At 70.3% G+C, this 14,769-nt stretch carries 14 protein-coding genes and 1 pseudogene; 9 read left to right on the forward strand and 6 right to left on the reverse strand.

Going from position 1 to position 14,769, the window contains the following annotated elements:
- Positions 1–20: 20 nt before the first annotated feature.
- The 6 genes and pseudogenes from ACIF6L_RS34330 to ACIF6L_RS34355 all read right to left on the reverse strand — a co-directional run bounded on the left by ACIF6L_RS34330 (position 21) and on the right by ACIF6L_RS34355 (position 3,915).
- Positions 21–842, reverse strand: a complete 822-nt coding sequence (locus tag ACIF6L_RS34330; protein ID WP_396491474.1) for a hypothetical protein — start codon at positions 840–842, stop codon at positions 21–23.
- A gap of 736 nt (positions 843–1,578) precedes the next feature.
- A pseudogene (locus ACIF6L_RS34335) lies at positions 1,579–1,692 on the reverse strand (WhiB family transcriptional regulator); the annotation flags it as partial.
- 37 nt (positions 1,693–1,729) lie between these two features.
- Entirely contained in the window at positions 1,730–1,948 is a 219-nt protein-coding gene (locus ACIF6L_RS34340; protein ID WP_396491473.1) for a hypothetical protein, read from the reverse strand.
- A 73-nt stretch (positions 1,949–2,021) separates the two neighbouring features.
- Positions 2,022–2,294, reverse strand: coding sequence for a hypothetical protein (locus ACIF6L_RS34345; protein ID WP_396491472.1), 273 nt, complete (start codon positions 2,292–2,294; stop codon positions 2,022–2,024).
- A 339-nt stretch (positions 2,295–2,633) separates the two neighbouring features.
- Positions 2,634–3,077 (reverse strand): hypothetical protein, encoded by a 444-nt coding sequence (locus ACIF6L_RS34350; RefSeq protein ID WP_396491471.1) that lies wholly within the window; start codon positions 3,075–3,077, stop codon positions 2,634–2,636.
- Between the two features lie 172 nt (positions 3,078–3,249).
- The gene (locus ACIF6L_RS34355) at positions 3,250–3,915 is read right to left on the reverse strand and encodes a hypothetical protein (protein WP_396491470.1); all 666 of its coding nucleotides are present in this window, start codon (positions 3,913–3,915) and stop codon (positions 3,250–3,252) included.
- 415 nt (positions 3,916–4,330) lie between these two features.
- On the opposite strand from ACIF6L_RS34355, the gene ACIF6L_RS34360 reads away from it, so the two are divergent.
- The 9 genes from ACIF6L_RS34360 to ACIF6L_RS34400 all read left to right on the forward strand — a co-directional run bounded on the left by ACIF6L_RS34360 (position 4,331) and on the right by ACIF6L_RS34400 (position 14,610).
- Positions 4,331–5,119, forward strand: coding sequence for a GntR family transcriptional regulator (locus tag ACIF6L_RS34360; RefSeq protein ID WP_396491469.1), 789 nt, complete (start codon positions 4,331–4,333; stop codon positions 5,117–5,119).
- Positions 5,120–5,315: 196 nt separating this feature from the next.
- Positions 5,316–6,329, forward strand: a complete 1,014-nt coding sequence (locus ACIF6L_RS34365) for an AAA family ATPase (protein WP_396491540.1) — start codon at positions 5,316–5,318, stop codon at positions 6,327–6,329.
- Positions 6,330–6,400: 71 nt separating this feature from the next.
- Positions 6,401–7,531, forward strand: coding sequence for an HAD family hydrolase (locus ACIF6L_RS34370; protein ID WP_396491468.1), 1,131 nt, complete (start codon positions 6,401–6,403; stop codon positions 7,529–7,531).
- Positions 7,528–8,379 (forward strand): DUF1932 domain-containing protein, encoded by an 852-nt coding sequence (locus tag ACIF6L_RS34375; protein WP_396491467.1) that lies wholly within the window; start codon positions 7,528–7,530, stop codon positions 8,377–8,379. Before ACIF6L_RS34370 ends, ACIF6L_RS34375 begins: the two co-directional genes overlap by 4 nt.
- A gap of 1,178 nt (positions 8,380–9,557) precedes the next feature.
- On the forward strand, positions 9,558–12,101 hold the full coding sequence (locus tag ACIF6L_RS34380) for a hypothetical protein (protein WP_396491466.1): 2,544 nt from the start codon (positions 9,558–9,560) through the stop codon (positions 12,099–12,101).
- A 211-nt stretch (positions 12,102–12,312) separates the two neighbouring features.
- The gene (locus ACIF6L_RS34385) at positions 12,313–13,083 is read left to right on the forward strand and encodes a hypothetical protein (protein WP_396491465.1); all 771 of its coding nucleotides are present in this window, start codon (positions 12,313–12,315) and stop codon (positions 13,081–13,083) included.
- 608 nt (positions 13,084–13,691) lie between these two features.
- Positions 13,692–14,009: a DUF6247 family protein gene (locus ACIF6L_RS34390; RefSeq protein WP_396491464.1), complete on the forward strand. Its 318-nt coding sequence runs from the start codon at positions 13,692–13,694 to the stop codon at positions 14,007–14,009.
- Positions 14,006–14,302: a hypothetical protein gene (locus ACIF6L_RS34395; RefSeq protein ID WP_396491463.1), complete on the forward strand. Its 297-nt coding sequence runs from the start codon at positions 14,006–14,008 to the stop codon at positions 14,300–14,302. The genes ACIF6L_RS34390 and ACIF6L_RS34395 overlap by 4 nt, the downstream gene beginning before the upstream one ends.
- Before the next feature lie 158 nt (positions 14,303–14,460).
- Complete coding sequence (locus ACIF6L_RS34400) at positions 14,461–14,610, forward strand: hypothetical protein (RefSeq protein ID WP_396491462.1); 150 nt, start codon at positions 14,461–14,463, stop codon at positions 14,608–14,610.
- Positions 14,611–14,769: the final 159 nt, after the last annotated feature.

The following is a 14,769-nucleotide window of genomic DNA, read 5'->3' on the forward strand; positions in this document are numbered from 1 at the left end:
CGACCATCCGGCGGCCGAGGTCAGCGTCGTATGGCCGCTTCCAGCTGCTTGGCCTCTTCTGCTGTTCTGAGTTGAGCGAAGACCCGGAGTAGACGAAGTCTGTCGGCCTCCTGCAGGTGCAGAAGGAGTCCGGCGACTTCTTCTACGGTCCGGAACGCGGCAACCGCCGTGATCAGCCCGTCAAGCCGCCAGCCTTCCTTCATGAAGAGCATTGCGAGCTCGGCAATCTCCCACATTCCAATGGAGGCGGCCGCTTCCTGAATGATGCGCGTCGCCTCCGCATGCATCCCACCCCTCCGGAGCCCCTCAATAACCTCAATCAGATCATGCGGACTGCGCACCTTTCCAATGGCGGATAGAAATTCCTCCGCCTCGCCCAAGTTCTCCTCCCGAAGTTGCCGATACGCATCCACCAACTCTGCGGTCGAACCCAGAGCCACAGCACGGCGCAGCGGTTGCCGCCCGATCGGAATAGAACTCATTTCACCTGAATGCTCCAGGGTCAATTCGGCATTTTGAGGATCAAACATGATCTGCCAAAGCCGAAGGAATCGCTGCACCTCGGCTTCAACATCATGGTGATCGTGGCTAGCTGCTGCAAGCGCGCGAACTAGCGACTCCATCGTCTTCCACCGCGCGCTGGCCACATCCCCATGGAGGATCTTCCTGATCGCCTCGTGGGTCAACGTCGCCGGCAGATCGTCATCCTCGGAGATGGCCGCACTGATGTCACGCAAGCTCGGCCGACCAGCACCGGCGTAGAGCTCATGGAGCGCAACGGTCAGGTCACGCCCCGGCCCTGGAGGTAGTTGTTCTTCCGTCGGACACTCGATTCCCGGCATGTGGCCCTCGCTCGTCAATTCGCGTCAACTCACGTCAACTAACTTTGCCAATTTCGACCCATGGATCAAAATTCGTCAACTAGCGACACATTTCGTCCTCCCGGATTCGCCGCCTCGGATGCTTAATCCCGGGAGGCTTTTCCGGCCTCTCGAATGCAGGACGGGATAGGTGGTCGCCATGGGTGTCAAGCTTCGCCGGTTCTGGTGCGGTACGCGCGGGGCATGCCGGTCGATTTATTCGCGAGCCTCTCGGATCTCCAGGATCTGCATCGCCTGGGCAGGTTCGCCACAGGGACGTGCCGCGCTCTTTGCAGTGCGTCTGATCTGGATGATCGTGGAAATTTTCCTCCGCTAACTCTGCACTTGCAAGGACCTGGGATCCGATCAGACCCCAGTTCTCCCCGCCGCCAGGGCCGCACGGTCGATACGCAGCCCTGGCGGCTTCATTCCCCCGCATGGTGCTCGTACTCGTCCGGGCCAGTGCTGATTGCAAGCTGCTGGTCACACAGCTCTTCCGCAGCGGGCCGGTGCGGAAGCCACCGGCCGGCTCGCACCCCGCTCCGCCAGCCGCAACCCGCCGATCTGTACGCTCATGACGTTCTTGATCACCGGCAGACTGTCACTCTGACGAGGGATGCCGCCACACCTGTTGCACGCGATACCGTCCTAGGCACTGGCGCTGAGCTGCACAAACTGGCCCAACTTCGACTCACGCCACACTTCTCCCCCAGAGAAGGCGGCACACGGCCTTGGCCTCCTCGGTCTGCAGCAGGGCGGGGCCGGTGTTGCCGATCGGGAAGAACAGCTCGGGGTCCTCTTCGCGGCACACCGCGCGGTGGCGCCAGTCCATGACGGCCTCTCCTCTTCTCTCAGGGGTGGTGGTGAACTCAGGCGATCTCGGGGTTCCGGGCGGTGCGCGCCAGCACGAGCAGCGCGGCGACCGTGTCGGGGTGGGCAGCCTCGTCCAGGACGTGCCGCTGCTCCAGGAGCGCACCGTCCTGGACGGGCCGGTCGAGGACGATGTCGGCCCAGGCGGCGAGGACGCGCGGGCCGAGCCCGTCCAGGCACGTCTGGTACTCGGCGTGATCGGCTTTCTCGGTCGTCATCACGATCGGGTCCTTCCTGGTGGGGCGCCGCCGGACCGGCCGGCGGCGCAAGCAGATGTTTGAGAGGGAGGGGCTACTGCCGGGTGACCGGGGCTTCGGCCACCACGTAGCCGAGCGGGGCGAAGTCGGCGCCGTCCCGGATCGCGGCGGCATCGGCGCGCAGCCCGGCCGCCTCGTCGGCCAGCAGCGCGGCGGCGGCCCGCGCCGCCGACCGCACCGCAGGCGGAGCGGCCGCGTCGGCGGCGGCCGCCCGGCTGGCGGCCGCTCCGACCTCGGCGTTGGCGGCGGCGAACTCCAGGTCGTCAGCCAGCCCCGAGCGGGCCCCGATGTTCCAGAGCTCGCTCACTTGCCGGCCCCCGCCTTCTCCACCTGGGCCCGCTGGTGCATCTCACGCGCCCGCCGCAGCAACTCGTCCATCTGCCGCTGCGTCCAGGCCTGGTCCTCGGGGCTGCTCACCGGCCACCGCGCTTCTTCGAGGTGATCGGCGGGTTCTGGGGGGCGGGCGTGCTGCCCTTGCCGTCGCTGCCGCCGTAGGAGCGGCACGCGGCGGTGGAGTCGGTGCGGATCACTTGCTGCCTCCCTGGGTGGCCTTCTTGAGCGCGGCGGCGGCGGCTTTGGCGGCCTGGGCGGCGGCCTTGTTGGCGGCCTTGGCGATGAGCAGCTCGAGCAGGGTGTCGGCCATGGATCAGCCCGCCAGGGGGAGCGGGCGCAGCAGGCCGTCGAACGCGCAGCTGCTGGTGGCGGGGCGGAGGGGGCGGGCCGGGGCCGGCGTTACGTCGATGGTGTCGGTGAGGACGTCGAGGTCGACGGGGGTGGCGACGCGGCGGGTGGGGTGGGTGAGGCCGGCGGGGAGGTCGCGGCGCTGGCGGCGGATCCGGGCGACGACGTGGTTGAGGATCGCGAGAAGGGCGTCCAGGCCGCGCAGGCCGTCGGGGAGGCCGTGCTCGGCGGCGTGGAGCCACACGTCCTGGACGGCGTCCTCGTCGAGCTCGAGCGCGGCCGGGCCGATCTCGGCGAGGCGCTCGGTCGCGGTGGCGAGGAGGCGGCAGGAGTAGCGGGTGTAGAGGTCGTCGAGGGTGCTGGTGGTGACCGGGGTGGTGTCGACGGGGAGTGCCAGAATGGTCGTCACGGTCGTGTTCCTCTCGTCTCTTCGGGTGGGCCGGTGCGCGACCGGCGACGGCCCCCGGGGTGCGATCCCGGGGGCCGTCAACTCGTGTTCTGGCTGCTGTACGAGCAGCCACGGCCGCCGCCCACCCGGAGTCGGGTCGGCGGCGGCCGTGGCGGTTCGTGCTGGTCGCGGGTCAGGCAGCGGCGTGCTTCTTCGCGAGCGCCTGGGCCCGCTCCCTGCGGTCCGTCTCGGTCAGGAGGTCGGGCCCCATGACCCGGCGGCGGGTGTCCCCCGGACCGGCGAGCATCGCCATCCGGCGCACCATGTCGGTGTGCTGCACCGCCGGAAGGCGCTCGGACCACTCCTTCATACGGCGCCGCGGCAGCTGCTCAGCCTCGCGGCGCTCGGCGCGGCGCTGCTCCTGCTCGGTGCGGGCCTGGGCCGCGCGGCGCTCGGGCTCCTGGCGCAGCAGCTGGAGGTACGCGGCGGCCAGGCGCCCGCCGTCGATGCAGTGCTTGGTGTCGGTGCAGGTCGAGCAGCCGTTGCGGTGCAATCCGTACCGGGCGCCGGCCGTGTCCGCGGTGGGCTCGGCCGGGGATAGCTGGTGGAGCGCCTTGGGCTTCGGGGTCGGAATTTTGCGCAGGACCGTCGTCGGCCGGCGGGCGGCGGTGTCGGCTACGCCCTCCGCGATCGCCAGCGCCCATTTCTCCGGGGTGACATCCTTCTCGACCCGCCGCGCGCTGGCCTGGCAGTACGTCGTCTCGTCGTCCAGGAAGTGCGGCTGGATCCGGCCCCGGTTGATCCGGCGCCAGACCGAGCAGTCCGGGCAGACCAGCGAAGCCGGCAGGCCAGGAGTCATCTCAATCTGGTTGGGACGGAGAGTGCTGAGCCGGAGGGCCGGCCGAGAGTTGCTGCGCATCGCGGTCTCCCGAGGAGTCAGAGGGGCAAGGCTGCTGTGGTCTCCACACCTCGCGAGCGATACGTCGTCCGCGAGACCTGGGCAGCACAGCTGCTGCAGGTCCTGCACAAGCCCCCGGGTCTGGTCTTCACCTTCAGCTGGCGCAGGTCGAGCTATGAAGTTCTCAGTGGTGACAGCAGCGTCATAGCTCCTCACGGAGCGTTATAGCTATCGCTATCGCCAAGTAGAGCGGACCGGCAGAGTGATGTCAATACCGATAGCTATATGTCGCAGGTGGCGTTGTGTCGGATGCTCGGCGTCTGATAGAGCTATCGCTAGACTCGGTCCGTTCCAGCCTTAGAAAGGGGTGACCGCCGTGGCTGCCTCGTATCGTGAGATCGCCGCTGACCTGCGCCAGAAGATCGCCGAGGGGCAGTACCGGCCCGGCGACAAGCTCCCGATGCTGACTGAGCTCCAGGAGCAGTACGGCGCCGGCTACCAAACCGTCCGGAGCGCCATCGCCCTGCTGGAGCAGGAGGGCCTGGTAGTCGCGATCAGACGCCGTGGCACGATCGTCCGTGAGCGCCCCGAGAAGATGCGTGTTACCCGCTCCCGCGAAGTCTTCCGAGACGAGATCGGCTACTACTTCGACCCCACCGCCCAGCCGTGGAAGGCGCTTCGGGCCCCAACGATCAGCTGGGGCGTCGTCCCGATCGACCTGGCTGGACTCATGGACTTGGAGCCGGGAGCCGAGGTCCTTGTGCGGGACCGAGTGATGGGAGAACCCGAGACTGCAACCCCCATGCAGTTGGCAACCAGCTTCCTGCCAGGCGACGTAGCCCGGGGCACCCAACTGGCTGAGGCCGACACGGGGCCGGGCGGCATCTACGACAGGCTGGAAGAGATGGGCCACGGTCCGCTCGAGTGGAGCGAGACTGTCTCCGCGCGGATGCCGTCGCCCGAGGAAGCGGAAGCACTGGGTCTGCCAACCGATGTTGGGGTTCCATTGCTGCGCGTGCTGCGGGTGACCACCTCGCCGGCCGGGCAGGTCGTCGAAGTCAATGACACGCGTATGAGCAGCGAACTTTTCGAAATCGGCTACTCGATCAGTCGACACCCCAGCGCCAACCCCGCACATGACGGCGATGCCGAGGACCACCACTGATACTCACCCCCGAATCCTTCGAATCCCTCAGCCGTTTGCGAGGTACATCACAGCGGCTGGAGATCTGACGAGGAATCACAGCCGCGTCATCAGCTCCATCAACACGTCGCTACACACGTATTCACATCTGCGTACACACGGGCTTTCGCTGGTCAGCCATAGGCTGCCGAGCATGGTGACTCTGGAGGGTGGGGGCATGGCCAAGGGACGGGCGGGGTGGCGGCCTGACCTGCTGCGTGCGCAGCGGGAGGCTCACGGGCTGACGTTGGAGAAGGCGGGGGAGCGGTTGCGCGAGGTCGCCGAGGAGGCGAGGCTCAAGGGCGTCCCGGCGGCGAATCCGCAGACCCTGTGGCAGCACGAGCAGGGTGAGGTCTACCCCGGTCCTCACTACCGGCGGGCCTACTGCCTGCTCTACCGGGCGACTGACCCGCAGTTGGGCTTCCGCGCCGCGCTCCCTGGCGAGGAAACTACGTTCCGGCTCACGCCAGCGAGCGGCGAGCACAACGGCGAGCATGTCCTCGCCGTCGAGCGAGCGATCCACCGGATTACGGCCGGCAGTGACGAGGCCGACCACATGGGTGTGCAGCAGCGGATCCTGGACGCCTGGAAGCGCCGGCACACCGGCGGTGACCCGCACCGCCCGGTCGTAGTCCTGGTGGGTGGATACGCCGGCTCCGGGAAGACGGAGTTCGCGAAGTTCCTCACCCAGCTGACGGGCTGGCCGCTGCTGGACAAGGACCCACTGACCAGGCCGCTGGTGGAACGGCTGCTGGTCTCACTGGGAGGCGACCCGCACGACCGGCACACCGACCTGTACCGCGAGCAGGTACGCGATCTCGAGTACGACTGCCTGATGCAGGCCGCCTGGGCCAACATCAACTGCAGGATCAACACGGTCCTGACCGCTCCGTTCATCACCGAGATGACTGACACGGACTGGATGCAGCGGCTCACGAACCGGTGTGCCTCGCTCGGCGTCGACGTCGCACCGATCTGGGTCCAGTGCGACCCGGAGTCGATGCGCGAGTACATCGGTTTCCGCTCCGCGGCCCGGGATGCCTGGAAGCTGGGGCGGTGGGACGAGTACCTGCAGACGATCGATGTCGACCTGCGGCCGGCCGTGCCACACCTGGTCGTCGACAACCGGCTCGGCGCCGCGATCTCCCTCGCTGACCAGGCCCGGCACGCGATCCGGGAAGTGTACGCATGAGCGCCGCACCCGCTCGTGGCGTGATCCTGTACGGGCCGCCAGCGTCCGGGAAGGACACAGTCACCAGAGCCTTGAGCAACATCGACCCGGCATTTTCCCTGTTCTCGCGGGTGAAGTGTGGGCCGGGCCGGACGTCCGGGTACCGGATGGGCACTCCCGAGCTGCTCGAGGAGCTGCGGGCGTCGGGCGCGGTCGTGTACGAGAACTCCCGCTACGACAGTGTGTACGTGACGGATCGTCCCGGCCTGGACGAGGCGTTCGCGGACGGGGTGCCGGTGATGCACTTGGGCCAGGTTGATGGGGTGCAGGCGGTGCTCGACGGCTACCCGGCCAAGTGGCTGACCGTCCTGCTGTGGTGTCCGCGGGAGATTACCGAGGTGCGATCAAACGGCCGGGGCGACGCGGACACTCCGGCGCGGCTGGCCGCGTGGGACGCGACCCGGGCCGACCTCGGCGACAACCCCGGCTTCCGCTTCGACCTGACCATCCGCACCGACGAGGTCGGGCCCGAGGCCGCCGCCGCGCAGATCCGCCAGGTGCTCACCACACCGCGCGGCGACGGCGACCTGGTGCTGGTCGACTTCGACGACACGCTGATCGACCGGCTCGCCGCGGTGACGACCTGGGTGACCGGGTACTGCACGGAGCACGGCCTGGGTCCCGCAGTCGAGCAGCGGATGCTCGAGGCCATGCGGGTCCGGGCGGACCTGGACATGATCGAGGCCCTGTGCGCCGAGCTCGGTCTCCCGGACTCACCGAGCGGGCTCTGGTCGCGGTACGAGCCGGACCTCGCCGCCTTGGTGGCACCGTTCCCCGGCGTGATCGAGGCCCTGAACGCCATACGAGGGGCTGGCCACCAGGTCGTCGTCGTCACCAACGGCGGCGCCCAGATTCAGCACTCCAAGCTCACGACCTCCGGCATCGCCAACGTAGTCGACTCCGTGTGCATCTCCGGGGAGGTCGGCGTCCGGAAACCGTCGCCCGGGATCTTCGAGGCTGCGGCCGCCACCGTCGGTCGAGACCTTGCCCAGGGCGGGTGGATGATCGGCGACAACGCCGACCTCGACATCGCCGGCGGCCGAGCCGCCGGGCTGCGCACCGTCTGGATCTCGCACGGCCGGAGCTGGCCGGGCGGCGTGGAGCCTGACTTCGTCGTCTCGACCGCGGTCGAGGCGCTCAGGCACGTAGGAGGTGTGCGGTGACGGAGGCCCAGCCCGCCCTCGGCGTACTGCATCCGGGCAGCATGGGCGCGGCTGTCGCATCCTGCGCGGCGGCGACCGGAACCCAGGTTCTGTGGTGGCCGGCCGGGCGCAGCGCGGCGACCGCGCGGCGTGCCGCCGAAGCCGGGTTGGAGCCGGTGGCCGAACTGAACGAGCTGCTGCAGCGGGCCGAGGTCGTGCTGAGCCTGTGCCCACCAGCCGCCGCCGAGGACGTCGCCCGCGAGGTTGCCGGGATGGGGTTCACCGGGGTGTACGTCGAGGGCAACGCGATCAGCCCGAACCGGGTACAGCGGATCGCCGACCTCATGGGTCGCAGCGCTCGGGCGGTGCTCGACGGCTCCGTGATCGGCTCCCCGCCCGTCGGCGGCAAGCACGCGCGGCTGTTCCTTTCCGGGCCGCCCGATGCCGGCGCGCTGCTGACCTCGATGTTCGCCGGTACCGCTGTGTCGACTGCGGTGCTGGGCGAGGAGATCGGGCAGGCTTCGGCGCTGAAGGTCTCCTACACCACGTACCAAAAAGCGTCCCGGGTGCTCGCCGCACTGTCCTACGGCCTGGCTGAGCATCATGGCGTCGACCAGGCGCTGCTGCACGTGGCCGGCAGGAGGGCCGGCAGCTACCTGGTCGAGACCGACTACATCGCCAAGACGGCGTCCCGGGCATGGCGGTGGGCGCCAGAGATGGAGGAGGCGGCCGATACTCTGCGCGAGGCGGGCCTGCCGGACGAAGTGCTGCGCGCTATTACCGCGACGCTTCGACGCTGGACGGATGCGAAGGACGACGGTGATCTATCGGTCGAAGGTGCATTCCGGATTCTCCGGGAGTCAACGTGAGTGCTGACTTGTCGGACCGTCTGGTCACTGGAGCGTCAGATCGACACGGTGAGCTGTCGGCTACTTTCCGCATCACCCGGACGGGTAGGCTTGCCCCGACAGTGATCCAGAATGCACTTCGCCGTCCGGACCCGAGGGCCCGGACGGCGGTCAAGTGGATCGGCGCCCCCTGCCAGGGGCCCGTCCCGGTCAACCACGCAGAGGGTGGTGACGTGATGCAGGGTACCCGCAGTGGCACCCCCTCATACACGCGGCACCCCGCCGTGGACGCGACCGGTTCGAGGTCGCTCCGGCGGGGTGCCGTCGTCGTGTCTGGACACACCTCTCCCCCGAAGGGGGTCGGTGTGACTTAGTCGTCGCGGGGGCGCCGGCCTTTGGCGAGGCCAGCAACCCCAGGGCCGCTACCAGTGGTGTCACCCACTGGCCTGCGGTCTTACGTGATCCGTCCGATGTGCAGTCGGACGAGGGCCCGGATCGGGTCCCGGCTTGGCGGCCGGGGCCCGGGAAGGGCGCAGTGCGGTTCTCCCGAACCAGGACCCCCAAGGGGGTCCGCCTTGCAATACCGGCTCCCGCGAGGGGCGCCGTGCCGTACCGGCTCCCGCGAAGGAGCCGTCCAACCCGACCCCCGACGAAGGGGCCGCCTTACTCGACCCCCCGAAGGGAGCCGTTTTGCCGAACCCCGCGAGGGGGCCCTTGCAGTTACCTTCCCGAACTTCCGGGTCGGCGGTTTGTCAACCCCGTGAGGGGTGTTTTCCCGCGACGCCCGAGGGGCGCCGTTTCTCCGTAGCCATGTAGCAGCAGGGAGCGTGTCCATCTTGCAGCAGGTCAGCAGCCCTTTCCAGTCTTGCCGTGGTGGGCCTGTCGATCATGGTGTCCCCGGTTTGAACTCGGCCGGAGATCCCGCAGGGCGGGAAGTTGCCTCGGCCCCCGCTCCTGCCTTGGGATTCGTTGGGGGACGGGTTAGCGGACGGGTTGTCCAGGACGCCGCGCACTTCGCCCCACGTGTGACACACATCACCCATTCGGGTGACTGCGTTGAGGGTGCCGTGGACGGCCTGCCGGGTGTAGATCCGGCCGCGCTACTGGTTCCCGGCCAGCGGGCAGTCGGGCCGCGTCCCTTCCCGAAAGCGGCGGAGGCGCCGTCCACCGGCCCGGCCGGGCCGGTGGACGGCGCCTCGTTGTGGGATGCGCCGGTCGAGGATCCGTACGACGACGAATACGGCCAGGAGTGGCCCGAGTGCGACCCGGCCGAGGCCGGCTGGCTCTGGGAGGCCGCGGCCGAGGAGGCCGGTCCGGCGGGTCGCGGCCGGCAGTCCGCCGCGCCGGTCAAGTCAGCGGCCAGGGGGTCGGAGCCCGAATCGGGGTCTCGTCCGCCGTTGGCGCCGTTGGTGCTGTCGCCCGGGATGCGGTTGCGGCTGCGTGCCGCGGTGCGGGCGCTGCTGGCCGCGCCGGGTCTGGTGGGTGCTCCTGATCCGGTACGGCTGGCGGCGGTGGTGCTGATGTCGCGCACGCCTTACGAGACGCGTGCGGTGGTGATCCGCAAGGGCGAGCTGGGCCGGTGGCTGGGACTGTCCGCGGGTCGGATGAAGGCGGTGGCGCGTCTGGTTCGCGACACGGGAGCGGTGTCGATAGAGACGTTCGCGGACGACTACCGGGTCGACCAGGCCCTGGAGTGCCGGGTGGGCGCACTGGAGGCCGCCCGGGGGGTGGCGGGGAATCCGCTGAACCTGACGCGGAAGGAGCTGGCGGTGCTGCTGCGCCTGGTCGAGGTGCTGTTCGCGCCGGGCTGGGCGACGGCCGGCGCAGGGGTGCGGGACAGGGGTCTGTTGGCCGGGCGGACGGGCCGGGGTGCGGCGACGGACCGGCTGGCGGCGCTGCTGCTGGTGCTGGAGGCCGGGAAGTCCGGGCGGGTGCGGCTGTGCGGCGGGACGGTGCACACGGACGCGGGTCGGCCGGCGGTGACGCTGGCGCGGATGCTGGGCTGTACTCCGGCCGGGGCGGTGGAGGTGCTGGCGCGGCTGGCGGAGGCCGGGCTGGTGGAGCGGCCGCGGCGCGGGGCGGGCGGGCTGCTGTCGCGGTCGCGGATCGTGCTGCCCGCGGTGGCGGCCGCGCACCGGTCGGTACCGGTGAAATCGGCGGAACAGGCCGGTCCGGTGCGCCGGGAGGCGGCCCGGAACACCCGTGGCGGTGTTGTCGACGACCTCGGCGCTACGACCCCCCTGGATGAGGCTCCTGTGACGGAGGAGAATTCGCAGGTCAGCGAGGTGGACGAGACCGCCGGGGGCGAGATTTCAGACCTCGGCGCTACGACCCCCCTTCACACCTCCCACTCTTCGGTGGTTGAGGTAGTGGGCGATGCTGATGTGAATGGTGGCTCTTCCGGCGTAGCCGCCGCCGTGGCTGAGCACCGTCGGCCGGAGCGCGCGGGTGCGCGCGAGGACCACGCTGGAACCGACCCGGCCGGGCAGGCCGACACCCGGCCTGCCGTCGAGGACGACGCGGGTGGCCCGCTGCGCGGGGACAAGCCCAACTCCAGCGCCCTCGATCACCATGTCCAGGGGCAGCCGCAGCTGTCCGGGCGAGGCCTTCGCCACCGGATGGTTCCCCAGTTGCCGCAGGACCTCGCCCTGGTGCTGGCGCCGGTTGAGGGCCTGTGGCAGCGCCTGGACCGGGCCTGGTCGCGGCGCCGGATCACGGCCGCTGTCCGGGCGGAGCTGGGCCGCATCGGTGCCTGGACCGGGAACGAGGGCGCCGGCGCCGCGCTGGCCGACCGGCTCACGTTCCGGCTGCGCGAGCAGGGCGGCAGCGCGCTGGTCACCGATCCGGTCGGCTGGCTGCTGGCCAAGGGCCTGCCACAGCGCCGCGAGTGCGCCCACCTGGCCTGCGACGACGGAATCCGCCTGGACACCGGTACCGACTGCACGACGTGCGAGCAGCGCCTCGCGGACCACCGCTCGACCCGCCGGGCCCTGGTCCGCGAGGCGGTCGTGGTGCTGCCGGACAGTGCCACTCCCGAGCAGCGCCGTACGGCGGTCGACGAGCGGTTGCACCGGCACGCGATGCTGCGCGCCGAGCAGCAGGTGGCGGACCGTCAGCGCGCTGAGCAGCGACGGGCCGAGGCCGAGGCCCGCCGTGCCGTACGCGAGGCGCAGGCCGCTGCGGCGCAGGCCGCCCGCCAGGCGCTGCCGTGCGAGGACTGCGGCACCGGGGACGCGGCCGGCCTGTGTACGTCGTGCTGGAGCGTGCGGGCCACCCGGGCCACGATCCGTGAGTGCGTGGACCTGGCGCTCGCCGGCACTGCCGACCTCGGCGACCACCGCGACGTCAACGCCGTCGCCTCCCACATCCAGGGTGAGCTGCGCGCCGAGATGCTCCAGGCCCGGCCCACCGGTGCCGACCTGTCCGGCATCCGGGCCTCCGACCTGCTCGCTGTCCAGAACGCCGCCGCCGAGTACCGGGCCAGCGCCCTCGTGCTGCTGGCCCACTTCCCGGAGGCCGACGCCGAGGCCGAGCTGGCCCACGCGGCCGCGATGCGCCGCGCCCACCGCCACCCCACCCGCGGTTCGGCCCTGGCCGCCGCCGACCGTGCCGCCGAGCAGGCGCGCGCCAACACCGCCCGCCACCTGCTCCTGCGCCGCCTGGAAGCGGTCCAGGCCCTGCGCCAGCGCGCCGAGCAGATCCGCACCGCCACGGGCACGGTCCGCGAGGCGGTGAACGCCTGATGGATCTGCCCAGCAACAGCGGCGGCTCGGTGTTCGTCACCTGGATCATCGCCTTCCGCGTCCAGTCTGCGCGTGTTGCACTGCAGCTCTGCGCGGGCTCGAATCTCCGTCCTCGGGGCCTATTGGCGAAGAGTGCCCTGGATCGCCAGACGGGCATGGTTGCGCTGACATACAGTCACTTTAGTACGGTTGAAAGGCCAGTGAGGGGGCCATGACCAGCGAGATAACGCCTATAACGGCGAAGGAGTCGGCCGCCAGGCAGTGGTTTGAGGCGCAGAAGCGCAAGGAAGACGAGCGCCAGCGGCGCGCCAAGGACGAGCAGCGGCGCAAGAAGCAGACCGCGCAGGCCAGCGCCGTCACCGTCGCGGCACTCCAGGTGAAGGCCGCGAAGAAGCGGGAAGAAGCCGCCAAGGCCGCCAAAGCGGTCGCGAAGGCCCTCGCGGAAGAGCAAGCCCGACAGGAGAAAGCGGCCAGGAAGGTCGCCGAGAAGGAGAAGGCCAGGGCCGCGAACAAACGGCAGAAGGCCGAACATGCGGCGCGCATCCAGCACGCTCGGAAGCCCGCGAAGAACCCGAGCCGCAAACTTGTCCAGCCAGTCCCCCCGGGCACCTACTCCTACAAGCTCATGCAGCAACACGCCGCCCGCATGGACGCCGAGCAGAAGGTGATGTTCGCCGAAGAGCTGCGCCGCAACGGTATCGAGCTGCGTCCGGCCGCCCCGCGTTCCGGCCAGGTGCGGAGGGAAGCGCCTCCCGCAGTTCCGGCGCGGAGTGCCGGGAGAGGACGGGCACTTCCTGAGCTGGACCGCGAGCGCTACGAAGACCCGGTTCCCGACCCCGCCGTGGTTATGGCGGCGAAGCTGCGTGGGGGCGGAACCGTGCCGCTGCCTCCCGATGTGCCGCAGGGGCGGGACGATGACGACGAGTGGCGGCCCCACGATCGGCGCGGACCGTATGGGCAGCGTCGGCGACGCAAGAATTGATTGGGCGACCTGTCCGCGCAGTTGCCGCCGCTAACCGTGGTTGCTCCCCTCGGCCCCTCAGTAAGACCGTCTGCTGCAACACGGGAAACGTACACGGAAATCGCCGGGCCCTGACCGGCCAGCAGCGCCGCCCGGGAAGAAGGCCGGCCCCTCACGCTCGAATCGCGAGGGGCCAGCCTTCAGCGTACGGCGCCCACGACGATGCACTCATGGTTCAGTGACTGTGGTAGCCCCCGAAATAAACCATGAGTGCATCCGTCCCGTGCGGTCTGGCCCCTCGCTCTCCCCGCCCGGATGGTGGCGGGACCTGCCCTGCCGGACGGCCGGGTATGGGCGGCAACCCGGCCACCGACGCGGCCCGCCGGCCCGGGCCTGGCTGGGCGCGGTGTGCTCCGCCCCCGCACCCGTGGCCAGCGCCCGGATGCGCTGGACCATCCTGCTGCCGCCTACCCTGCGCCGCCGGATCCGCCGTCCGGGCCGTGGCCGGCCCAGCCGTCGGCCCGTCGCCGCCTGAGCCGGACCGCCCCGCCCAGCACCCCGACAGCGCTACCGTCGAACCTGCGGACCGCCCCCCGCGGCGGGCCGCCACGACCACCGAGGAGATCCAGGTGACCGTCCAGCCCGACCACCAGAACCCGGCCGCACCCCGACCGGCCACCCTGCGCGAACTGCGCACCGCCCTCTCCCGCTACGGCCTGCCCGGCGACCGCGACGGATTCGAGCAGGCCCTCCAGGCCGCCCTCGACGAATCCCCGATCGGCGACCTCGGCGCCGTCGCCGACGTCATCACCGAGTACAAGCACCGCCTGGTCCTGCGCACCGACCCCGACGCCATGGCCTCCCTGGCCGCCCCCATCGGCGGCCAGAAATGGCACGCCGCGGCCGACGCCTTCGCCCGGGCCCGCGCCGCCGGCGGCAACCGGTGACCGACCAGCCCGAGCAGCCGGCCCCGCTGCACGTCTTCCTCTCCGACGCCGCCGAGCACGCCCTGGCCGCGCTGCGCCCCGGCGAGCTGGACGCGGTCGAGAAGCTGGTCGAACGACTGGCGGTCCACCCGCGGCTCGGCATCCCGGTACCCGGCGGCACCGACCCGGACGTCGACGACTACACCGCCCGCACCGACCCGGCCGCAGACTCCGGAGACCGCGTCAGCGTCGTCTACCGCTACCACGAGGCCATGGCCTCGGTGTTCGTCACCTGGATCATCGCCGGGCCCTGACCGGCCAGCAGCACCGCCCGGAAAGAAGGCCGGCCCCTCACGCTCGAATCGCGAGGGGCCGGCCTTCAGCGTAGGCACGCCTTCCAGCCAGAACCTGCGATCACCTCTCCTACTGCCCCCGCGCCCGCCATCCTGGAGGCCGCTCTGGAGGGGAGACGATGGACTTCGAATTCGAATGCTGGAATTGCGACGAGACGGTCACCGTCTACGGCGAGCCGCTGGGCTTCTTCAGCGTCCACAGCTACCGGCTGCCCTACCACTGGACGTGCTTCTACTGCGACGCAATCAACATCACCCCGGACGACTGACCGCCCCTTCGCTCTTCCCCACCCCGGCCGGTGGCGGGACCTGCCCTGCCGGACGTCCGGGTACGGGCGGCAACCCGGCCACCGACGCGGCCCGCCGGCCCGGGCCTGGCTGGGCGCGGTGTGCTCCGCCCCCGCACCCGTGGCCAGCGCCCGGATGCG

The organism is Kitasatospora sp. NPDC086009 (genome assembly GCF_044540385.1).
Lineage (GTDB): Bacteria > Actinomycetota > Actinomycetes > Streptomycetales > Streptomycetaceae > Kitasatospora.